The organism is Chryseobacterium sp. BGA-UO-ETr-SB22 (assembly GCF_059567885.1).
Genome location: NZ_JCAQOV010000004.1, coordinates 460,204 through 482,791 on the forward strand (window position 1 = coordinate 460,204; position 22,588 = coordinate 482,791).

The window sequence follows — 22,588 nt, forward strand, 5'->3', positions numbered from 1 at the left end:
GCCATGAAAAAAATATTATTATTGTTTTGGATCCTGACCGGTTTCTTTATGGGACTTTCTCAGGCTCCGGAAAAAATGAGCTACCAGGCTGTCATGAGAAACGGTTCCGGACAACTCTTAGTCAATCAAGCTATAGCCGTAAGAGTCAGCGTATTGCAGGGATCTCCTGCCGGCGCCGCAGTCTATTCAGAAAGACTCACCGGAAATACCAATGCCAACGGACTTATCAGCCTTGAAATAGGAACAGGAACTGTACTTACAGGAACATTTGCCACCATCGACTGGCCTGCAGGGAGCTATTACTTAAAAACAGAAACTGACCCTGCCGGAGGAACCAGCTATACTATAGTAGGAACCAGCCAGCTGCTAAGTGTTCCTTATGCTATGTATGCCAAATCTGCAGGCGGAGGTGGCGGAAGCTTTACAATTCCTTATACCACGACTGTCAATAATGCTTCTACTTTATTTTCATTAACCAATGATGGGGATGGAACATCTTTAGAAGGCAATAACAGCACGACTACGTCCAATATTGCAGCAGTAAGAGGAATCGTCACCAATACAGCTCCCGGAGGATTTTCTTCAGCAGTTCGCGGGATTAATAACGGAACCGGCGGACTGGGAGTAGGTGTATACGGAAGCCAGGCCGGAAGCGGATGGGGAGTTTACGGCACAACACCTAGCGGCTTAGGAGTCTACGGAAATGCCACAGGAAATGGTTATGGAGTATATGCAAACAGTAATACAGGAACAGGTCTTAATGCTACCAGTAATAATGGAATCCCTGCAAGTATTGCAATCCTCAATAACGCGAATAATAATGTTGCTCTTAATGCATCCAGTGTAGGAAATGGTACGGTTGTAAATGTTACGACCTCAGGAAACGGAGCCGGAGTAAGAAGTTCTACTGCAGCAGGATTTGGGGTACATGGCTCCACCTCTTCTCAGTCTTCTGCAGGTATTGTTGGTGATAATACCGGAGCTGGTGAAGCCATCGTTGGTAGAACAACCAGTGATATTGCCGGAGCTGTAGTAGGCCGTAATGACGGGGGAGGATATGGAGTAAGAGGATTTGTTGCTACCAACACATCCGGAACCGGTATAGGTGTTTATGGACAAGTAGGTTTAAATAACAGTACAGGCCGTGCCGGACGATTTGAAAATTTTAACCAGACAAATACTACAGGAAATACTTTTGAGGTAGAAACGAATGGAAACGGAAATATTCCGGACAACACACAGGGAAATGCAGCCTCTTTTCTAGTTGACAACACCAATAGTGTCGGTGCAGCAGTAAGAGGGGAAGTAAACACTATTTTCGGAAACTTTGGTGCAGCAGGTATTTTTGGAATTTCTTCAGGAACAGGAGGACGTGCAGGATTATTCTACGCTTCCAATCCTGCCGGAAACGGAGCTTCATTGATTGCCCTGACAGATGGTAACGGTAACGCCATTACTGCCAATGCAGGAAAAGATGGTAACGGAGTGGAAACCAACATTGATGGAGCCGGAAATGCGCTTTATGCATGGGTTCCTTCTTTTGCTACCGGACGTGCCGCAAGATTTGAAATATTCAATGATAATAATACTAGTGATGTTATAACATCAACCACTATTGGAAACGGTATTGCAGGGAATTTTAAAGTAGACCGAACTACAGGAACTTCCCCAGCCATAAAAGCTGAAGTAAATTCACAGTTTGCTAATTTCGGTACTGCAGGAATCTATGCGATATCTTCAGGAACCGGAGGGTATGCAGGTCTGTTCCACGCTTCTAATCCTGCCGGAAATGGACCAGCATTAGTCGCTATTGCAGATGGAAATGGAAATGGGATCACCGCCAATGCCTCGAATACCGGAGACGGAGTGGAAACAACGGCAGATGGAACAGGAAATGCCATTTTTGCCTGGGTTCCTAATTTCGGGAATGGCCGGGCTGCAAGATTTGTTAATTTCAATACTTCTAATACCAACCCGCCCCTTACAGTAGAAACTCACAGCACCGGTTCTATCGCTCTATTTAAATCCGGAAATCCGGGCACGGTGAATGTGGCAAGAATCAATTCAGCTGGACGTGGATTTTTTAACGGAGGAACTCAAAACAGCGGTGCTGACGTTGCAGAAGTCTTTGATGTAGACGGAAGTATTTCTCAGTATGAACCGGGTGATATTCTGGTCATCTCAACCACCGCAGACAGAACTGTTGAAAAATCTTCAACACCTTATTCCAGTCTTGTTGCAGGTGTATACGCTACCAAACCGGGTGTACTACTTACGGAAGAACATATTGATACTGATATTTCCGATAAAGCACCCATGGGTGTCATTGGGGTAATTCCTACCAAAGTATGTCTTGAGAACGGAAAAATAAAACGAGGAGACCTTTTGGTAACTTCATCCAAAGCAGGCGTTGCCATGAAAGCGGATATCAAAAAGGTAAGAATAGGACAAGTAATCGGAAAAGCACTTCAGGATTATGACCAAAAAGAGATCGGAAAAATTCAAGTATTAGTCAACATAAAATAAACCGTCATGAAAATAGCATATATTATCCCGTTATTATTTTTAAGCACTATTATTTATGCTCAAGAAAATAAGCAGGCTGTTCCGATGGAAGATCAGGCACTGGTTGTAAAACAGGCCAAAGAACAACAGGCGATCCTAATGCAGGAAGCAAAGGAAAGAGACGAAAAGAAAACTGTAAATACCGGATTACCTTCTGATCATAGTCTTACTGTTAAAAAACAAGAATCCAAACCAAAGGCAGCTGACAATTCAGGAAAATTACTTCCCAATACAGCAAGTCTTGAAGAAATAAAAAAAACAATCCCCAACAGACAGGCATATCATAATACTATAAATTCTAGGAACACAAAAATGACAGTTACCGGGCTGCCTAATACAGCAACCCTGGAAGAAATAAAAAAAACAATTCCAAAAAACTAATGACTCTCAAAGGCTAATAACCTCAAAAAGCTGATAACCAAACTAGATTTTTCAAACCAAGAAGTCCGCTGCAAAGCGGACTTTTATTTATATTGTATGAATGCATAATTAATCCCAATCAGCTGCTACAAATTTCATTGAATTTCCATTACCATCATTTAAGGTAAGGAAATGCCCTTCTACCGAATATTTTGTCATCGTTTCAAACTTCTTCTGAAAAGAGGTTTCAAGATTCATATCCTGACATGCTTTCATAGTACTTATTCCATTTGAAATTTTCACTTTTCCTCCTTTTTTAAATTCAGAAACAAAAGATATTTGGTTGCATCCCATATAGGCATTCCCCTGAATTTTACCGTCAACGATACTGGCTGTCAGATTAATTTCTGCTTTATTCGCAATGAGCTGCTCTTTTGAAAAACCATCGAAGGAAACCAGCATCCACTGCCTTTGAAGGGAAGGATTTTTATCCGGCACTGCGGAACAATTCAAAACAAGTCCTAAAAGTAAAACTGCAAAAATTGATAAGAGTATCTTTTTCATTCGGACTATCATCCCATTTTCATACCAATCCGGGACAGAATCTCGTAAAAATTAGTAAATTAGCGACACAAAAATTATTTTATAAAATGAAAAGACTATTTCTACTATTCACTTTCTTACTGGGCTTTGCTCAGATGAGGGCGGATGAGGGGATGTGGCTGCTAATGCTCATCAAAAGACTTAACGGTGTTGATATGCAAAAAGAGGGTCTACACCTTACGCCTGAAGAAATTTATTCTGTAAACAATTCAAGCTTAAAAGATGCTATCGTAAGTTTCGGTGGTTTCTGTACAGGTGAAATTGTTTCTGATAAAGGACTTATTTTTACGAATCACCACTGTGGTTATGGTGCTGTTGCTGCGGCTTCTACACCAGAAAAAGATTATTTGAAGAACGGTTTCTGGGCAATGAAACAGAAAGACGAATTCAATGCAAAAGATCTTTATGTAAGATTTTTAGTGAGAATGGACGATGCTACGCAGAGAATCACTTCTAAACTAAACAACAATATGACCGGAGCAGAAAGAAAAGCTGTTATTGATGCTGAAACAAAAGCTATCCAGACAGAAAACTCTGAGAACGGGAAATATACTGTAGTAGTAAGAGATTTCTTCAACGGAAATGAATTCTACTATTTCGTATATCAGGATTATAAAGACATCAGATTGGTAGGTGCTCCACCTTCATCATTAGGAAAATTCGGAGGAGATACGGATAACTGGGAATGGCCAAGACATACAGCGGATTTCACGGTTTTCAGAGTATATGCTGATGCTGCAGGAAACCCTGCTGAATATTCTCCTAGCAACACTCCTTTGAAGCCTAAGCATTTCCTTCCGGTTTCTCTTAAAGGAATCAAGCCTGGTGATTTCTCAATGATCTTAGGTTACCCTGGAAGAACAAACCGTTACCTGACTTCTTACGGAATTCAGCAAATGGTAACTAAAGATTACCCGGCTTGGGTTGAGGCTTCTAAACTTGCCATGGATGTAATGAAAAAGTATATGGACAAGGATAAAGCAACTCAGCTTAACTATGCTTCTCAATATGCTTCTGTAGCTAACTACTGGAAAAACAGACAAGGTACTATTGATGCCGTAGAGAAAAACGGAACCATTTCTGACAAACAAAAGATTGAGGAAACTTACAACAAATGGGCTGCAATGCCAGGAAACGATGTATACAACGGTGTTTTAGAAGACATTGGGATATATTACAAGCAAGTTTCTGATAGAAACGTTGAAAGAAACTATGCTTCACAATTTTCAAGAAATGCAAAATACATTACCCTTGCTATGCAGGTAGGTTCTGTACTGAAAGCTTATGCTGCTCAGGATATGCAGGGAAGACTTACAATGAAAGCTAAAACTGAAGCGGCGATCAAAGCTGCTTATGAAAACTTCAATCCATCTTTAGAAGGTGAAATGCTTGCAGCTATGACAAGTCTTTACCAGGCAAGAGTTAAAAATCCTGATGTTGCTTCTGCTACTATTTTAGGATTAGATGCTAAAACAGTTTCTAATTTAGCGTATTCTTCAATCTTTGCTAACAAGACTTCTGCAACGAACTTCTTGTTAAATCCAGATGCATTAAAACTTGATGCTGATCCGCTTTGGAAAGCAGCTAACGGTATCGTTGCTGATCAAAAAATAAGCACTGAGAGATTTGTAAAAATAGATGATAATTTTGCGAAAAATAACCGTTTGTTTTTAGCAGGTCTTATGAAGGCTATGCCTGAGAAAAAATTCTATCCGGATGCTAACTCTACCATGAGATTAACTTATGGTACTGTAGATAAATTACCTATCAGAAATGACAGAAACTATTTCGGTGTTACTGATAACTATTATACAGACATGACCGGTCTTGTTGGAAAATACAAGAAAGGTGATGAAGAGTTTGATCTTCCTCAAAGAGTGATTGATCTTTACAACCTTAAAGATTTCGGACAGTATGCTGATGCAGCGGGTTATATGCCTGTAAACTTCCTTTCTAACAATGATATTACAGGAGGTAACTCTGGTTCTCCAGTAATTGATGGAGACGGAAACCTTATCGGTATTGCTTTCGATGGTAACAGTGAGGCATTAAGCGGTGATATTGTATTCGAGCAGGAATGGCAGAAAACAATCAACGTAGACGTTCGTTTCGTTCTTTGGACAATTGATAAGTTTGCTGGTGCAAGAAGAATTGTTGACGAATTGAAGCTTGTAAGAGGAGAAAACACTCCAGCTGATACAAAAACTAAAAACTCAGGTACTACAACAACACCTAAGAAAATCAATAAAAAATAATCTTAATTGATTTATTTTTCAAACCGTGAAATTTACTTTCACGGTTTTTTTATTTTTGACTATTAAAATCTTTCATTATGGATCCTCAAACAATCAAATTTTCTGCTATCATTCAGCAAAACGGAGAGATGAATGCTGCGTTTGTAGAATTTCCTTTTTCTACAGAAGAGCTGTTTAATAAAAAAGGACAGGTAAAAATTAACGCTCTATTTGATGGCAATGTGAAATACCGCGGAAGCCTTGTCAAAATGAAATCTGACTGTCATATTTTAGGCCTTACTCAAGAGGTCAGAAAACAGCTTGGTAAAACCTTTGGTGATGAGATCTCCGTTTCTCTTACTGAAGACAAAGAGGAAAGAGTGGTTGCTATTGCGGATGACATCACCGTTGTTTTTAATGAAAATCCGGAAGCGAAAGATTTATTTGACAAAATGAGTTACACTCACAAAAAAGAATATATCCGTTGGATAGAAGAGGCCAAGAAACCTGAAACAAGAGAAAACAGAAAGATAAAAATGATTCAGATGATTTTGGATGGGAAAAAGGGAATATAAGCTAGCTGTCTTACATTTTACACTTAAGGATATGCAGCTTATTATATCATGCATTGAAAAGAAAGTGAATTAATAAAATATTTTTTTGTCAGGCTTTCCAAAAGTCACCGACTATAGTTACAAATATCATTTATAACTATAAAAAATACTTTATGAACAAGTCTATTTTCAGAACCACAGTTTTAGCAGCCGTTACTTCAGCTGCATTTACACTTTCTTCATGCAATGATTCGGATGACGGTATGATGAATATGTCTTTTCAACGGACAATCACTGTAGAAAACGTTGTAACTCCTAAGGATTTTGTACAAAGCGGAAGTTTCCAGGGAACCGGAACGCCTCCCATCATTATGCCCGGACAATCTGTTTCTTTTAAATTCAATGCAGGAAAAACGCAGGCCCTGATGTTTTCAACAATGTATGGAGCTTCAAAAGACTGGTTTTTTGCTTCGCAACAGCCGGGAATTAAATTGTTTGACTCCAATGGAAATGCGATAACAGGAGACGTTTCTTCCAGTGTATTATTATGGGACAACGGAACCAAAGATAATACGTCTGGGCAGACAGAAAGCAAACCCATCATGCAGGTTCCCAATGTGAACGCATCTCAGCTTATGAAACTCAGTCTGGCTTACAATGATGTAACTTCAGAATTCACCCTTACTATTACCAATACGTCTGCAGGAACTGCCAACGAAACTCCTTTTTCTCCCGGAGTATGGGCCGTATCAAACTATAACGGTTCTCAATTGCTAAATAATGCCCCGTTTTTTACACCTAATGCACTCTCAAATCCAGAAATTACGGATATTGCTCAAATGGGGAATATCAGTAAAATGATGACCAAGCTTAATGCCAATACAGGCATTATGACAGGGCTTTCTCCTACATTGGTAGTCATTTACCGTGGTGATAAAAATCCTATTTATGAATTGGGAAAAACAGACAGCGGAATGGGATTAAAAGACATTGCACAGTTCGGAAATGTAACGAAACTTCAAAACAGCCTGAAATCTTTACCGAATGTAAAAGGGGTTTACATTGCAGGTAATGCTCCGGTAACACCGGGAAATAAAGTGACAACAAATTTCAATGCAGATCCTGGAGATAAAATAGCTTATGCAACGATGTTCGGATTTTCCAATGACTGGTTTTATGCTAATGAACAGAATATTGATGCAAATACCAAAGGTGATTTCACTTCAAAAACAATGCTTTTTGATTCAGGTACAGGTGTTGATCAGTATCCGGGGGCAGGAAATCACCAGGCGTTATTTGGAGGAACTCCACAAAGTGAAAATATGGTTATTTCTAAAGTTGGAACTCAATATCCGGTTCCAGCCGCTCAGAATGTGATTAAAGTAACCGTGAATTAATCTACGTTAAAAATAAGGTCAGACATTCATCAATATTGTCTGACCTTTTTAATTATAAAATTATCATGATCCCGGGAATGGATGATAGTCTTCTTATATTTTTAATTCTCCTTCCAGGTGTTGATTTCCCCCTCCATTGGTAACTGTTATGAACCCATCATAATGACTCACTTTCACTCCTAAATCATTGGTTATTTCTTTAAAATATCCAGCTTTCTCTATAGTATGGATTATATCTCCCTGCCAGAGAAACTTTGCAGACTGGCCGGTTTTATTTTGAAATATAAGAGCCCACAATGGATTTATAAATCCCAAGGATTTAATATCTACCACTGCACTTTCATTGGCTGCAAAATCTTTAGACAAAACAATTATGTTACTCATTTATTATTATTTGCTTTTCGGTAATTAAAAAAAACTGAGAAACAATCTCTCTTTTTCCCTTGGCACAAATATCATTCGGCATTACGACAAAACTTGACGTATGTATTCAACAAAAATTAAAAAGCCCAAGCAGAATCTGTTAGGGCTCTTTCAATGATCAAATGCTATTCAACCGGAATTCCAAGGTATGTCAAATAAGAATCCAGTACTTTTTTATCAAATACAGGTTCCTGAATATCCGAGCCTTCCAGAAACTGAATCACGTTGGAACAATCCCATATGTAGGTATTCTGATAAAGCTCAACAGTAGATAAACCTTCATGCATATTGTCTCTGAAAAGACTCGTCAGCGGATACAAACGGTTTTTACTGTCATCTTCCCACTGTTTTCTCCATTCTTTATAAGGAAGATCTTTCAGGGTAAAAGGATAATACTTTTTCATAAGTTCGAAAAATCCTTCCAGCGTAAGATTGGTTTCCGGGCGGGCAATCAGGTTGAATTTTTTTCCTATCGCCTCTTTATTTTTGGTGATATGAGCCATAGATTTCGTCATATAATCTACTGTGATAAGACCTTCTCTAAGCTCAGTCAATGCTGGATAAGATTTGAATTCTATACAGTTTTTCACCAATCCGGACCACCATTGATAGGAAGCACTTGCACCTGTTTCGCTGTGGCACATGGCATATCCAAGACGATAAGTAATCAATGGCAGCCCTTCTTTTGCGGCCAGATCTGCCACTGCTTCCATTACCCATTTGCTTCTTACATAGCCAATATCTTTGCTTACAGACATTAAGTTCTGTTCAATATCGTCGGACTCCAGCATCACTGTTTTTCCAGTAAACACGTGTCCCCAGCTGTATACCGAAATGGTGGATAATAAAGCAAGGCATTTCGTCCTTTCTGCCCCTGCCAATTTGATAATTTCTCTTAATCCCTCTACATTTGGAGCTTTCATGTAAGAATAGGGTTCAATGAAGTTTACTGAACTTCCGGAATGGTAAATCAGATCGGTTTGTTTTGCCAGTTTTGTGAATATTTCATCGGACAATCCCAATGCAGGTAATGCCAGATCTCCAATGATCGGAATAATTCTCGATTTCTGTTCTTCTTTTTGAGGAATATGATATTGTTTAAAGCATCTGTCTATCTTTTCCATCGCATGAAATGGATCCTGAGCTCTTACAAGGCAGTAAATATCAGCATTTGTAGTATCCAAAAGCTCCTGCAAAAGGTGAATTCCTACAAATCCGGTAACTCCTGTTAAAAATATTGTGGTTGGATTTTCTACTTGTTTAGGATCAAATCCACCTGCAAAAATAGTTCCGGGAGCGAGATAAACATCTTTCTGTAAGGCAACATAAGGCTCTACATCTTCCATTGGAACAGCTTCTCTTGTTTCTCTGGATCTGGTTATAAGAGCTTCCGAGAGCTCCTGCAATACCGGAAACTGATAAATATCCCGCAGATATACTTTTATATCCAGCTTTCTTTGTAATGCCACGGCCACGGTTGCTACCAACAGGGAGTTTCCACCAATATCAAAGAAATTATCTGTAATATTAATAACTGGACGTTCCAATACTGAAGACCAGACATCAACAGCAATCCGTTCTGTCTCACTAGTTGGCGGCTCCAATGAAATCAATTCTTTTGCCTCTTTATCTGCCAGGTCTTTTAAAGCCTGAGTATCTGTTTTCCCATTTGCCGTTAACGGAATTTTATCTATAAAAATAATCTGGGCAGGAATCATATAACCTGGAAGCTCTTCTTTCAATGCATTCCTAACTGATGAAATATCTTTCTCAGTTTCAGGTTTTGAAACGATAAAAGCAATCAGATATTTACTACTTCCTTCTGCATCTCTGCTAATGACTACGGCTTCTTTGATGTCTTGCTGGTGAATCATAGTGCGTTCTATTTCTCCTAATTCAACACGGAATCCACGAATTTTCACCTGATTATCTATTCTTCCCAGAAATTCAATATCGCCGTCCGGTTTCCATTTGGCCAGATCTCCGGTGCGATACAATTTTTCTGTTTCCCTGAATGGATTAGCGATAAATTTAGAATCTGTAAGTTCTTTATTATTAAGATATCCATCTGCTAAAACATTTCCACCAATACATAGTTCTCCCACAGCTCCTACGGGCAGCAGTTCCTTATTCTCACCTAAAATATAGGCTTTTGCATTGGCAATAGGCCTCCCTATTGAGGAGACATATTCTCCATTGATATCTTTTACTTTTTTAAATGTTGTAAATACAGTACATTCCGTAGGTCCGTAATAATCTATCAGTTCGTAGCTTAATTCCGTAGTAAGCACAGGTTTCAGTTTTTCACCTCCGGTAAAGAGATATTTCAATTTTAGATCATTATAATTCCGGCTACAATGAACGACCGGGGGAGCCAGAACAGCGGGTACAAAACCGTGTGTAATCTGATTTCTCCTATAATAATCTACCAATGCATGCGCATCTGTTCTATCTTCATTATCTGCTATAAAAAGAGTGGCACCGGAAGTAAGGGCTGACCAGGTTTCCCATACGGATATATCAAATGCCAGTCCTGCTACAAGAGTCAGTTTTGAGCTGTGATCTACATGAAAATAATGATTATGCCAGGTTACCAAATGCTGGATAGCCTGATGGCTTACCATTACCCCTTTCGGTTTTCCGGTAGATCCTGAAGTATAAATTGTATATGCCAGGCTCTTCTCATTAATTTTAATTTCCAAATCATCTGAAGGTAAATGATTAAGATTTTCCATATTGCTCAGATCAAAAACTTTTCTTATTTCATTTTCGGATAAAAGATCTTTAAGATTTTGATTGGTAATGATCATATCAGCAGCAGTATCTGAAAGAATAAATTCTACTCTTTTAGCAGGATAAGCGGGGTCTATAGGAACATATGCTGCACCTGTTTTGATCACACCAAGAACAGCAACAATCCATTCTACAGAACGATCCAGCCAGACAGGAACATATTTTCCTTCTTGGATTCCCCGGCTCAATAATAGATTGGCAACCTGGGTACTTCTCTGATCTAAATCACTGTACGTAATTTCCTGATCCTGAAAAACAACGGCTGTTTTATTGGGGTGAAGGAGTGCCTGTTTTCGGAAAAGAGATTCTAATGTTTCTTCATGATCATAGCCCCAGTCGGTTTTATTGAATCCGTTTAAAAGTTTTTCTCTGTCTTCGGATGACAGTAATACAGCTGTACCTATGGATAAAGCTTCTAATGAGGGAATTGTGTTTGACATAGTAATAATGTAATTTGGTTAAAAATTTTGTAATCGTGAGCTTCTATCATCAGTAAGTTTCGCTTTAAACTATCAAAGCAGAAATAAAAGGGCATACGAGATAGCCACAGTTTACTTACTAAATGTGTTTTTATTGTAGTTTTGGAAAAACCGAATGATACAGAAGCTTGAAACGATCTACTCAATGAGCTAAACGTAAACAACACTTAAACGTTATTTATTGCAATCGAAAAGAGGGAAGAATATGTTTAACCTATTCTTCTGAAAGTTAAAACGATCATCACCTCGTGCTTGAAGATTTTATTTTCATAATGTAATATTTTTAATGATTGGGTAATCAAACTTAACATAATAAATTAATCTATGTGTTACATAATTACGATCATCTACCACATCCTGAAATTGATATTGTAAAAGAAATGAAATAATAAAAAGACTGAATTCTAATCTGTTATGATTTAAAAAAGCACTACTACTTTTGTTTGTTTCTTTATAAACACATATATGGAATGATCATCCATTCCAGAATTCACGATCCAGACTTCTGTATTGTATGGCTTCGGAAATATGGTGAGACAAAATATTCTCAGATTCTTCAAGGTCAGCAATTGTTCGGGCTACTTTCAGGATTCTGTCATAAGCTCTTGCCGAAAGATTAAGTTTTTCCATCGCTAATTTGATAAGCCCGAAAGAGGTTTCATCCAATTCACAAAAGGCCTCAATTTCTTTAGGTCCTATTTGCGCATTACTACTGATATTGAGGCTTTGGTATCTTTTATTCTGAATATCTCTGGCTTTCAGTACACGATTTCTGATGTCTTTGCTTTTTTCTCCTTTTCTTTTTTCAGAAAGCTGTTCAAACTCTACTTTCTGTACTTCAATATGAATATCAATCCTGTCCAAAAGCGGTCCTGAAAGCTTATTCATGTACCGCTGCATTTCATAAACAGATGAGGTGTTGTTAGGATCATCAGGGAAGAATCCGCTTGGGCTGGGATTCATAGAGGCTACCAGCATAAAGCTTGCAGGATAATTCACTGTAAATCTGGCTCTTGAAATCGTCACTTCACGGTCTTCCAGAGGCTGTCTCATCACTTCCAGGACTGTTCTTTTAAATTCGGGCATTTCATCAAGAAACAATACGCCGTTATGGGCAAGGGAAATCTCACCTGGCTGTGGATAGCTTCCACCACCGACTAAGGCTACATCTGAAATTGTATGATGCGGGGATCTGAAGGGGCGAACGGTCATCAATGAAGACTCAGTTCCTATTTTCCCGGCTACGGAATGAATTTTTGTTGTTTCTAAAGCTTCCTTCAAAGTCAATGGAGGTAAAATACTGGGCACTCTTTTAGCCAGCATGGTTTTCCCACTTCCCGGAGGGCCGATAAGAATAATATTGTGTCCGCCTGCTGCAGCTACTTCCATGGCTCTTTTGGCTGTTTCCTGACCCTTCACTTCGGAGAAATCGAAAGGAAAATCGCTGATCTTTTCATGAAATTCTTTCCTGGTATCCAGAATAAGCCTTTCAAGAGGTTTTCCTTCATTAAAAAAATCAATTACTTCTCTTATATTTTCTACTCCATATACTTCAAGATCATTTACAATGGCGGCTTCTCTGGCATTCTGCTTAGGAAGAATAATTCCTTTAAAACCCTCTTCCCTACCCTGAATAGCAATAGGCAAAACTCCCTTGATAGGTTGCAGACTTCCATCAAGAGAAAGCTCACCCATGATAATATAATTCCCAACTTCCTCTGCCAAAATCTGATCCGAAGCCACTAAAATACCAATCGCAATACTCAGATCATAGGCAGAACCTTCTTTTCTGAGATCTGCCGGAGCCATATTGATGGTGATTTTCTTTCCGGGAATTTTATATCCTACATTCTTGAGTGCCGCAGAGATTCTATAACCACTTTCTTTAATGGCATTATCGGGAAGACCCACAAGATGGTATCCTACTCCTCCGGTATCTACATTCACTTCAATTGTTATTGTCTGTGCAGCCACTCCATGAATGGCACTTCCATAAATTTTGATCAGCATGGTGTGTTTTTGAAGTAAAAGTAAACAATATAATATTTTGAAAACCTGATAGTTAAACGAATGATTTTCTATAGAAATAAGTATATTTAAAAAGATATTAATAAAAGAGCATTGAGATAGGTTCTTTAAAACTAAAGGTTTTCATGCTGTTCAGATAGCATACATCCTAATAAAAATCAGGTTTTAAAGGAGAAATAAAGCCATATTACTGTTTAGAATTGGTATAAATAAAGTTATATTTGTAGCTTATTTATTTTTAATAAGACTAAATAGATATAAAATGCAGCAGACCGGTAATAAAAAATCCAAAGGATCCTTCAAAAAATATATTCTGAAAGCTCATTTATGGCTCGGACTGCTTTCAGGAATCATTGTACTAGTAGTTTCTTTGTCAGGTGCATTTTTTGTTTTCAATGAAGATATTACCGCTGCCCTTCGTAAAGAAAATACTTTTCATGGGGAAAAAGATATTCAGCATAAAAAGCCCATTCCTATACGCGAATTAAAAGATATTGTGAACGCCCAACTGAAAAATGAAATCGTAAAAACAGATGAAGTCACCATTCCTATAGATCCTGCACGCTCTTATCAGTTCGGACTGATTAAAGTTAATGAAGAGGGTTGGAATCACTTCAATACCTTTATTGTTTATAAAAACGTTTATGTAAACCAATACACCGGGAAGGTACTCGCCATATATGATGTAAAAAATAATCCTTTCTTTATCTGTATGACTCTGCACCGCTCGCTGCTTCTAAGCAATAAAATTGGCGGTACTATCGTAGGAGTAGCTACCATCATCTTTGTCATAATGCTGATTACTGGAATTATCCTATGGTGGCCGAAGAATAAAAAAATGCGTCAACAGCGTCTATGGTTCCGTTGGGAGAAGGTAAAAGGCTGGCGACGTAAAAATTACGATGTACACAATATTCTTGGGTTTTATGCCTCTTTTCTTGCGATTGTTGTAGCCATCACAGGTATTATGTATTCGTTTCGTATTACCCAAGTGTGGGTTTATGCATTACTCAATGGCTTTTCCTCTACTACCCCAGATTATAGTCAATATAAAACAACCGCTCCGGAATCCGTGGAGACTGTAACAACTATAGACCGTATCATAGAACAGGTAAAAACTCATTATCCAAAAGCTTATTCTTTTGGAATTGATTTGGAAGACCATACTGAAGCAGATCACAAACACGATAATTTAAGCATCTGGATCAAGGATAAAGAGTTCACTTATGCCGAGTCTTCGATGATGATTTTCGATGAGCACTCCGGGAAACTTCTATTTAACCATCCCCACGGAGATAAACCTATGGCTGAAAGAGCTACAGATGCTACCTATGATCTTCATGTGGGAGCTTTTTTTGGAATGCCCGGAAAAATTCTTGCCTTTATCATGAGTTTATTCTGTGCCTCATTGCCCATAACCGGATTTATGATCTGGTGGGGCAGAAAAAATAAAAAAAAACCAACAACCTAAATCTATTATCATGAAGAAACACTATATATGGCTCCCTTTAATGGCGAGCCTGAATGCCTACGGACAGACTGAAAATCAAAACGATTCTTTACAGACAGATAAAATCTCAGAGATCAGTGGCATTGTAGTAAAAGGGAGCAAGGCCGTTTTTCAGCAAAAAGCTGATAAAATGATTTTTAATGTAGAAAATAGTGTGTTATCTGATGGTACCACAGTTTTGGAATTGCTTGGCAAAACGCCAGGTGTGGTAGTTTCGCAAGAAGGAGAACTCTCATTGCGTGGCAAAAAAGGAGTAAGTGTGATGATTAATGGTAAACTGAGCTCGCTCTCCGCAAAGGAACTTGCCAACCTGTTGCGCTCCACCAATTCCACACTGGTAAAAAATATTGAAATAATTGCTAATCCTTCCTCTAAATACGATGCTGCGGGAAATGCCGGCATCATTAATATTGTTCTGAAAAAAAGTTCATCGGAAGGGCTGAGTGGCAACTATTATGTGAACGGAGGAAGAGGCCGCAAAAACAGAGTAAATACAGGATTGAGCCTGAACTATACGCATAACAAGCTCTCTCTACACGGAGATTACAGCTATACTTTTCGTGGTGAGGAAGAAAAACGGGACTTTAGTCAGATTTTCTTCGATGAAAAGCAACCTCAGCAAATGACCCGGAGAACAAATCAGAACTCCATGACCAATGAGCCTTTAACTTCTAATAACTTTAAGTTTGGTGCTGATTATGCTTTTAGTGACAAAACAACTATTGGTGCTTTATTTGATGCTAAAATAGGGAGATATGAAGATTTTTCTAAAGGGGAAAACAGAATATTTCAGCCAATAGATAACCTGTTTGCTCATGTACTCTCAGATAATAAAAGCAAGGAAAGCTGGTATGATTATACCTATAATTTAAAGGGGACACACATCTTCAATGATAAGGATTATAAGGTAGATGTGGATTTGGAATACGAAACTTCTCGTTTCTTATCCCGTCAGAATCAGATTTCAGATGCACTGGTGAATCTGGGAACAGAGAAATTCAACAATAGAAAAGGCAGTATTGCTTCCCGTTTGAAAGTTTTCAATGCTAAGGTAGACTTTACCCTGCCTTTTAGTGAAATTCATAATCTGGAAACAGGTTTGAAATCTACTATAAAGTCTAATAACAACCCTTCGGAGTATTTTATACAACAAGGAGACGAATGGATCAATGATGATAAAGCAAGTAATGAATATGCATACAAAGAGCAGATACATGCATTGTATGCCAACTACAAGCTTAATCTGACGAAATGGACATTCCAGCTGGGGCTAAGAACAGAAATAACCCATACGGATATCAACCAGAAAACTTCTCAGGAACAACGAAAAAGAGATTATACAAACCTTTTTCCAAGTGCATCCATCAAATACCAGATGAATGATCAGCATGGATTTTATGCCTCATACAGTAAAAGAATCAACAGACCGAGTCACTTTGATTTGAATCCGTTTCGTTTTTATGATGATCCTTTTAACTACTGGCAAGGAAACCCGAATCTGAATCCGGAATTTACTCACGCAACAGAATTGGGGTATACCTGGGGCAAATACATTATTGCATCAGCCTATTTTAGTGTCACAAACGATGTAATGACGGAAGTATACAACTATCAGCCAGACACAGGAATTCTTGTAAAAACTCAGGACAATCTAAACAAATCTTATGTATATGGTGCCAATATTACGGCTACTACAAAGCTTTTTAAATGGTGGTCGCTTACTTCTATGCTGAATGTATTCAACAATGAATATAAAGGCGATTATCAGAATTACTCGGTCAACAGTTCACAACTGGCATTTACGTTGAACGCACAAAATAGTTTTAGTATTGCAAAAGGATTGAAAGCAGAGGCTAATGGGCAGTATTTTTCGAAATCTAATATTGGTTTGTTTATCCGCGATGCTTATTTTGACCTGACACTTGGGATTTCTAAAACATTATTAAAGGATAAAGCAACCTTAAAACTTGCTGTGACAGACTTATTAAAGACCAATAATTACCGTGTAACAGGAAATAACTTCAGCTCTACCACCCGACAAAAATACAATTTAGACAGCAGAGTGGTAACGCTTTCATTCAATTATAAGCTTTAATAAAGACCAAGTTATAGAAATAAAAGTTCTCAGACAGCTTGCAATAATCTGTAATCATTTAACAAAAACCGGGTCTCAAAAATTTTTGAGACCCGGTTTTTAATCAAACAAATATTCTATGAAATTTATATGCTTTAATTAGTCATATAATTTATCAAAACGTGCAAATCCTGAAATACTATTGGGAAGTTTCATTCCTTTAGTTACTTTATCCGTTTGCTGATCATAAATCCAAACATAGTTTCCTCCTTTATTGGTATTTACAGCGATGTATAATTTGTTATTTTGGACAAACATACCTTGTTCGTAAGGCTCATCCCCTGGTAGTTCGTCCAAGACCCTTACCAACTGCTTGGTTTCTATATTTATAATAGCATATCGACCATTGTAGCTACCTCCTAATGCCGGATCGCGGTACAGGACAACCATTTTATTGTTACCAATATAATCGATAACTGTTTCCAGAGGCTTGTTCCCAACAATATTGGTAAGATTGATCTGATATCCTGCATCAGGCGAAGTTTCCCCTTTTAGAGCCCTGAAAAGGTAAATATCGCTTGTTCCTGCTCCTGCACGTGGAAAACATGTATAATAAAAAGCTTCTTTATCTTTTGTAAAAGTCGTTTTGAAATAGGGAGAGCCATTGGCTACACCAGAACTTCGGTTATCTGTTATAGAATTTTTTACTTTGAAGGTTTTATAATCTATTACAGCAAAATTGTAATATTCAGGAGTGAGCCATTTACCATCACGGAAGCTATACTGCAAATAGATCTGTCCATCCATATAGGTCATAGCACCCAGCGAATAAAAGTTATAAGCACTTGGGAAAGGCTGAAATCCTTCGATCTCACCCTGACGGACAATACTAAGGTCAGCAGCATTGAAAACAGTATAGCGGATATGCTGGCCATCCCCTGTATCTCCTACAATAACCAAAGTATGATCATCTATCCAAACATAGCTGGCAATATCACTGATGTAGGTATAAGGCACTTCTTTTACAGTCGTCAGTCTATCCTGTGTATATTTAAATTTTTTGAAAATACCCTGATCGGTTTTATAATTGTAGATAAAACCATTTTTTACAATATAGGAGTAAGTTCCTTTGGAATTAATTTCATCCCCTTCTTTGGTAATATCCATTTCACCTTTTGTAAGGTCGTTGGTGGCTGTCATATAATGTACCGTATTGGGCCAGCTTCCGAGAGCGGAAAGTAAAAAATATTTATAGTCTTTCTCACCACTTTCAGAGTCACTGAAACCAGGTTCTCGTTCGCAGCTAAAAATGGTTAAACATGCAAGTATTAAAAATATACTGTTTTTGAAATATTGTGTCATGATCTTTTACTTAAGTAGGTATCTGAATTTTAAATAGAAAGCACGTCCCTGCTTCTGAAGTTTGAAGTTGTCATAAGCCAGTGCATCCCCAACGTTGCTTACATCGAATGCCAAATTATATCTCCCGTTCTTCATGGAATAGCTTATACCTATGTTGTGAAGGGTTTGTCTTGGGATAATCGGAATGTTTTTTGGATTTCCATAGGATTTCCAGTTTTTGTAGAACCATTCTGTCATCTGCAGACCGTAGTAAAGCTCTATCCTGCTGTCTTTCTGAAACCAATCGTCTTTACCAAGACTTACATTTACATTTCCAAATAACCAAGGCTGGTTGGGAACATCTTTTTTATAAGTAGCCGAAACAACATCTTCACTGTTGTTGGCAAATTTTGTATTGTCATAAGCTTTGTTGTAGCTCACATTCATTAACACGTTCAGGAGTCTTTTGTATTGGTAACTTATCTCTCCCTCTAGTCCGCGTGTAAAGATATTAGACAGGTTTTCATATTTGAAAGTACTGTTATATAAATTAGGAACGGTATAAATAAAATCCTTTGTATCCCGAATGTATCCTGCTCCTTCTATACGGAAAGCATGCTGCCCCCAATGGTGACCATAGTACAAACCTACGTTTACATTATTACTGGTTTCAGGTTTCAGATTCATATTACTGGTTACAGCAACCCCGTCTCCGAAAATTTCCTGTGGTTCTACCAAACGATAAGAACGTTCAAAGGATCCTTTTATTCCCAATCCTTTTGTAATTTTCACTGTGGTAGCGAAGCCGTAGCCCCAACTGCTAAAATGATCTTTTGCCGGATTATCAGTTCTGGTCACTGGGTCGAATACCATTTTTTGAAGTCCTACCTGGTAATATTTAGCAAAGAAAATATTAGTCCAATGTTTATTGAAAAACTCCTGTTGATAAGCCATAGACAAGATCTGTTTGGTCATCTTCGCCGGAGGTACATTCTTTTTTTCCTCTTCAAGTTGATTGAATGTGGTATTCTTAAGATAGTCGAGAACATAATTGAAGATAAGCTTGTGATGCTCAACTATTTTATAAGTGGCTCCTACCTGTGAGTAAAGACGGTCTTCATGTTGCATGATGATAGTTCTTCCTCCTTTTTCACTTGTAGCAGATGGCTCAAAGGTATTATCCCAGCTGTATTTACGCATAAGGGTATCTGTTGCTTTCTGAACGCTTTTTGAGAAACCTGCATATACATTCACATCCAGATGATCATTGAACAGACCTGTTTTTTTATACTTCATAAAGTAATTATGAGCCTCTCCGTTTTGCTTTACCCCGCCATATACTACTTCCTGATTGGAACCGGTCTGGATCTGTTTATCAAAAACGGATTGTGACATTCCCACAAAGAAAGAATCTGCCCAGCTTTTGTTTTCTAATCCTACTTCAGCCATTCCAAAAACAGATTGATATCTGTCATTAAAACGTTTCAGGTCTTTTAGTTCGTATTCGTTTTTAGCAGCATTCCAGATTTTCATATCTTTCATCAGATAATTATTATCCGAATGGTTATAAAAACTGTTGATACGCATGATAATTCCTGTTTTATCATCTTTAAACTGTCCGTTCAAATTGATACGCTGAGTATTAAAAGAACCTAGACTTATACTTGCATCCAGGTAATTTTTGCTGCTTGACGGAGTAATAATATTGACCGCTCCACCCATTGCATCTGTACTTAAATGGATAGGAACTACTCCTTTATAAATCTCAACACGGTCTGCCATATTTACAGGCAATGTACTCAGATCCACTCCTTTTCCAAGCATTTCCAGAGGAACGCCATCTATAAAGAATTTCACGGCTTTACCAGACATTCCGTTGATAGAGAAGTTATAATCGGAACCTATACCTCCCTGTTGACGGACTTTAATCCCTGTCGTTCTGTTCAGAACCTGATTAAGATCTGCCGTGGTATTGGCTAATTTAGCAACATCGATAGCATTAACAGTAAAAGCACCGTCTTGCAGTGCTTTTACTTTACCTTTACCGTGTACTACAACTTCTTGTACAGCCGCATGATCCTCTGCTAACTGGATATTTAATGGAGATTCTTCGCTACCGAAATTTATTTTCTTTTTGAGTTTTTTATAGCCATCCAGGCTGAATACTAATGTAGCTTCTCCTTTCTTGTAACTAATCTTGAAATTTCCGTTTTGATCGGTTTTTGTTTTTATTTTTGTGTTTTCAACAAAAACATTTACTCCGTTTAATCCCTTCATTGTATGATCCTGTACAACTCCCTGAACCATAAAACCAGCATCCTGTGCTTTAATGAGGGAAATTGTAAGGGTAAAAATGAGAAAAATAAAAATACGCTGATACAATTTCATTATTTATAATTATTACAAATAGCAAAATTAAAGGTTCACTTGTTAATTCCCAAAGGAAAAAGAGTTTTATTTTTAATTGTTCTAATTATAATTAAAATTGATTGATTTATAAATTTCTTATAAAATCATAACAGCTTCACATTCAGATATAAATATAAAAACATTATGCTACTAAATTCTCTATGTATGAAAAAAGTCATATGAAAAGTAAAACATACCGCTAGAAAATAGTCACCCTATAGATCCAAAAGACAGAAGTTAGCCAGCAAAGGGTATACACAAAACCTAAGCTGACAGCTCTTCGGGTATCTTTTCCATTCTTTTGGCCAATCAGGTTCCTGATATAAGTTTTTATTATCCTATCAAAAAAAGGAAGGAAATATTTTATTCAAATTGTGGTAGACTTTGACAGCACAATTATCAAAGAACAGCTGACTCCTTCCGATCTGGATTCTTTAAGAAGAAATCATATTAAAATTTCCCATGGAAAGTTTAGTACAGAAAAGGTTCCACTGGTGATGAAATAAAAAAATCGGCACAAAAAGATTTGTACCGATCCAACCATTATTAAAAACTAACGAAAGAAATTATTTCATCTGAATTTTGGATAAAATGACCAAATGTGAGTCAGGAAGCCGGATGCCGGAAAGAGAGGGTTCCTTTTGGGGTAATTATGACCGTCATAGATTAACAAGGATGAAACTTTATCTATTGAGCGTAAAGTATTAAAATAAATTACTCTAGTTCTTCTTCAAGACAAGGAACATCCCTCTTCTAACATCCAATCTTCCTTCCCACAATCAATATTTTAACATATTCAGACTATATAATCTTATTTCTTTATAAATCTATTTTTATATTCTTTTCCATCTGCGCTTTTAGAAACAATGATATAGTTCCCTGGTACCAACTGGCTTACATCAATCGCCTGATTATACTGATGGTCATTTTTCTTTAGGACAAGCTTTCCGGACATATCTATAATGATTACTTCCTTATAAATTTTGTCTGATTCTTTTCCTATATAAAGATGCTGGGCTGTAGGATTGGGATAGATTTTCAGATTATTATCTTTACTCTTCGTCTCTCCTGTTCCCAAATTGGTACAAAAATCCCAATCCCCGAAATTTAGCTCAACAAATGCAAATGTAGCCAGCATCTGACATTCGTCCGGGCAATATTCTGTACAGGCATAAAACCCATATTTTCCGGAACTTGTCGCCACATAAGTATCTCCTATCACTCCAGGGATGATGCAAGGTTCTCCTGCCACCGGAGGATTGCTGCTGGGTACACATCTGAACCAGATATGTTTGCCATATACTACAGGAAAAATATTATCAAATTGTACAGAAGCACCATTGCATACACTCACTACTCCTCCATTTTCCTGATACGTTCCAGGAGTATAGGTTGTCATCATAGCTGGAAGGCCATATACAAATCCGTCTGCTAATACAGCCGGACTTTCTGCTGTGCAGTCTCCTTCTGTAACTTTAACTTTAAAATAATTCAGCTGCTCACTTCCATTAACAGTCAAATGTTGCGATGTAGCTCCCTGAATGGCTACCCAAGGGTTGTTGTTGGGTGTCTGCCAGGTCCATTCCTGCTTGTACCATTGATAACTGGTGTAAGTCTGTATAGTGGAAAGTATTTCGTCTTCCGTATTACAGAATAAGATGGTTCCAGAATATTGCTGGTTAAGCCTTGGGCTGGTAATTGTAGGGGTACACTGTGCTTTTATATTCATAATGCTGAATAATAAAACCACTAAAAAAATTAGTTTTGTTTTCATATATAGATTATTAAGTGTGATTTTTAGACTAAAAATCCTCTACA

Annotated in this window: 15 protein-coding genes; 8 read left to right on the forward strand and 7 right to left on the reverse strand. The window is 37.8% G+C overall.

Translation table 11 applies throughout. The features are described 5' to 3' along the window. Positions 1–3: 3 nt before the first annotated feature. Together AC57AW_RS05810 and AC57AW_RS05815 are read left to right on the forward strand one after the other, a co-directional pair. Positions 4–2,526 carry a beta strand repeat-containing protein gene (locus tag AC57AW_RS05810; protein WP_496351146.1) on the forward strand — a complete coding sequence of 841 codons (2,523 nt, stop codon included), beginning with the start codon at positions 4–6 and terminating at the stop codon, positions 2,524–2,526. Between the two features lie 6 nt (positions 2,527–2,532). Next, a complete protein-coding gene (locus AC57AW_RS05815; RefSeq protein ID WP_496351147.1) occupies positions 2,533–2,946 on the forward strand; it encodes a hypothetical protein in 414 nt (137 codons plus the stop codon). Between the two features lie 108 nt (positions 2,947–3,054). On the opposite strand, the gene AC57AW_RS05820 is transcribed toward AC57AW_RS05815, so the two are convergent. Next, entirely contained in the window at positions 3,055–3,489 is a 435-nt protein-coding gene (locus AC57AW_RS05820) for an META domain-containing protein (RefSeq protein ID WP_496351148.1), read from the reverse strand. Between the two features lie 86 nt (positions 3,490–3,575). Here AC57AW_RS05820 and AC57AW_RS05825 point away from each other — a divergent pair, with 86 nt between their 5' ends. The 3 genes from AC57AW_RS05825 (at position 3,576) to AC57AW_RS05835 (ending at position 7,713) form a co-directional block, all read left to right on the forward strand. Then, positions 3,576–5,783 (forward strand): S46 family peptidase, encoded by a 2,208-nt coding sequence (locus AC57AW_RS05825; protein ID WP_496351149.1) that lies wholly within the window; start codon positions 3,576–3,578, stop codon positions 5,781–5,783. Positions 5,784–5,860: 77 nt separating this feature from the next. Beyond that, a complete protein-coding gene (locus AC57AW_RS05830) occupies positions 5,861–6,337 on the forward strand; it encodes a DUF1905 domain-containing protein (protein WP_496351150.1) in 477 nt (158 codons plus the stop codon). 152 nt (positions 6,338–6,489) lie between these two features. Then, positions 6,490–7,713: a spondin domain-containing protein gene (locus AC57AW_RS05835; protein ID WP_496351151.1), complete on the forward strand. Its 1,224-nt coding sequence runs from the start codon at positions 6,490–6,492 to the stop codon at positions 7,711–7,713. A 93-nt stretch (positions 7,714–7,806) separates the two neighbouring features. Here the strand turns inward: AC57AW_RS05835 and AC57AW_RS05840 are convergent, their stop codons facing one another. The 3 genes from AC57AW_RS05840 to AC57AW_RS05850 form a co-directional block, all read right to left on the reverse strand. After that, the gene (locus AC57AW_RS05840) at positions 7,807–8,097 is read right to left on the reverse strand and encodes a hypothetical protein (RefSeq protein ID WP_496351152.1); all 291 of its coding nucleotides are present in this window, start codon (positions 8,095–8,097) and stop codon (positions 7,807–7,809) included. A 164-nt stretch (positions 8,098–8,261) separates the two neighbouring features. After that, on the reverse strand, positions 8,262–11,369 hold the full coding sequence (locus tag AC57AW_RS05845; RefSeq protein ID WP_496351153.1) for a non-ribosomal peptide synthetase family protein: 3,108 nt from the start codon (positions 11,367–11,369) through the stop codon (positions 8,262–8,264). A gap of 513 nt (positions 11,370–11,882) precedes the next feature. Next, a complete protein-coding gene (locus tag AC57AW_RS05850; protein ID WP_496351154.1) occupies positions 11,883–13,418 on the reverse strand; it encodes a YifB family Mg chelatase-like AAA ATPase in 1,536 nt (511 codons plus the stop codon). Positions 13,419–13,698: 280 nt separating this feature from the next. On the opposite strand from AC57AW_RS05850, the gene AC57AW_RS05855 reads away from it, so the two are divergent. Beyond that, complete coding sequence (locus AC57AW_RS05855; protein WP_496351155.1) at positions 13,699–14,907, forward strand: PepSY-associated TM helix domain-containing protein; 1,209 nt, start codon at positions 13,699–13,701, stop codon at positions 14,905–14,907. A 10-nt stretch (positions 14,908–14,917) separates the two neighbouring features. Beyond that, entirely contained in the window at positions 14,918–17,041 is a 2,124-nt protein-coding gene (locus tag AC57AW_RS05860; RefSeq protein WP_496351156.1) for a TonB-dependent receptor domain-containing protein, read from the forward strand. 138 nt (positions 17,042–17,179) lie between these two features. Here AC57AW_RS05860 and AC57AW_RS05865 read toward each other — a convergent pair whose 3' ends face one another. Together AC57AW_RS05865 and AC57AW_RS05870 are read right to left on the reverse strand one after the other, a co-directional pair. Further along, positions 17,180–18,382 (reverse strand): DUF4374 domain-containing protein, encoded by a 1,203-nt coding sequence (locus AC57AW_RS05865; RefSeq protein WP_496351157.1) that lies wholly within the window; start codon positions 18,380–18,382, stop codon positions 17,180–17,182. A gap of 6 nt (positions 18,383–18,388) precedes the next feature. Further along, positions 18,389–20,749, reverse strand: coding sequence for a TonB-dependent receptor (locus AC57AW_RS05870; protein ID WP_496351158.1), 2,361 nt, complete (start codon positions 20,747–20,749; stop codon positions 18,389–18,391). Positions 20,750–21,144: 395 nt separating this feature from the next. On the opposite strand from AC57AW_RS05870, the gene AC57AW_RS05875 reads away from it, so the two are divergent. After that, positions 21,145–21,276: a hypothetical protein gene (locus AC57AW_RS05875; RefSeq protein WP_496351159.1), complete on the forward strand. Its 132-nt coding sequence runs from the start codon at positions 21,145–21,147 to the stop codon at positions 21,274–21,276. 305 nt (positions 21,277–21,581) lie between these two features. Here AC57AW_RS05875 and AC57AW_RS05880 read toward each other — a convergent pair whose 3' ends face one another. After that, a complete protein-coding gene (locus AC57AW_RS05880) occupies positions 21,582–22,544 on the reverse strand; it encodes a T9SS type A sorting domain-containing protein (RefSeq protein WP_496351160.1) in 963 nt (320 codons plus the stop codon). Between the last annotated feature and the right edge of the window lie 44 nt (positions 22,545–22,588).

Excerpts from the sequence above, each read along its gene's own strand:
- AC57AW_RS05810 (WP_496351146.1), top strand. The coding sequence starts at position 4 with ATGAAAAAAATATTATTATTGTTTTGGATCCTGACCGGTTTCTTTATG.
- AC57AW_RS05855 (WP_496351155.1), top strand. The coding sequence starts at position 13,699 with ATGCAGCAGACCGGTAATAAAAAATCCAAAGGATCCTTCAAAAAATAT.
- AC57AW_RS05830 (WP_496351150.1), top strand. The coding sequence starts at position 5,861 with ATGGATCCTCAAACAATCAAATTTTCTGCTATCATTCAGCAAAACGGA.
- AC57AW_RS05860 (WP_496351156.1), top strand. The coding sequence starts at position 14,918 with ATGAAGAAACACTATATATGGCTCCCTTTAATGGCGAGCCTGAATGCC.
- AC57AW_RS05815 (WP_496351147.1), top strand. The coding sequence starts at position 2,533 with ATGAAAATAGCATATATTATCCCGTTATTATTTTTAAGCACTATTATT.
- AC57AW_RS05850 (WP_496351154.1), bottom strand. The coding sequence starts at position 13,418 with ATGCTGATCAAAATTTATGGAAGTGCCATTCATGGAGTGGCTGCACAG.
- AC57AW_RS05880 (WP_496351160.1), bottom strand. The coding sequence starts at position 22,544 with ATGAAAACAAAACTAATTTTTTTAGTGGTTTTATTATTCAGCATTATG.
- AC57AW_RS05840 (WP_496351152.1), bottom strand. The coding sequence starts at position 8,097 with ATGAGTAACATAATTGTTTTGTCTAAAGATTTTGCAGCCAATGAAAGT.
- AC57AW_RS05825 (WP_496351149.1), top strand. The coding sequence starts at position 3,576 with ATGAAAAGACTATTTCTACTATTCACTTTCTTACTGGGCTTTGCTCAG.
- AC57AW_RS05865 (WP_496351157.1), bottom strand. The coding sequence starts at position 18,382 with ATGACACAATATTTCAAAAACAGTATATTTTTAATACTTGCATGTTTA.
- AC57AW_RS05835 (WP_496351151.1), top strand. The coding sequence starts at position 6,490 with ATGAACAAGTCTATTTTCAGAACCACAGTTTTAGCAGCCGTTACTTCA.
- AC57AW_RS05820 (WP_496351148.1), bottom strand. The coding sequence starts at position 3,489 with ATGAAAAAGATACTCTTATCAATTTTTGCAGTTTTACTTTTAGGACTT.
- AC57AW_RS05870 (WP_496351158.1), bottom strand. The coding sequence starts at position 20,749 with ATGAAATTGTATCAGCGTATTTTTATTTTTCTCATTTTTACCCTTACA.
- AC57AW_RS05845 (WP_496351153.1), bottom strand. The coding sequence starts at position 11,369 with ATGTCAAACACAATTCCCTCATTAGAAGCTTTATCCATAGGTACAGCT.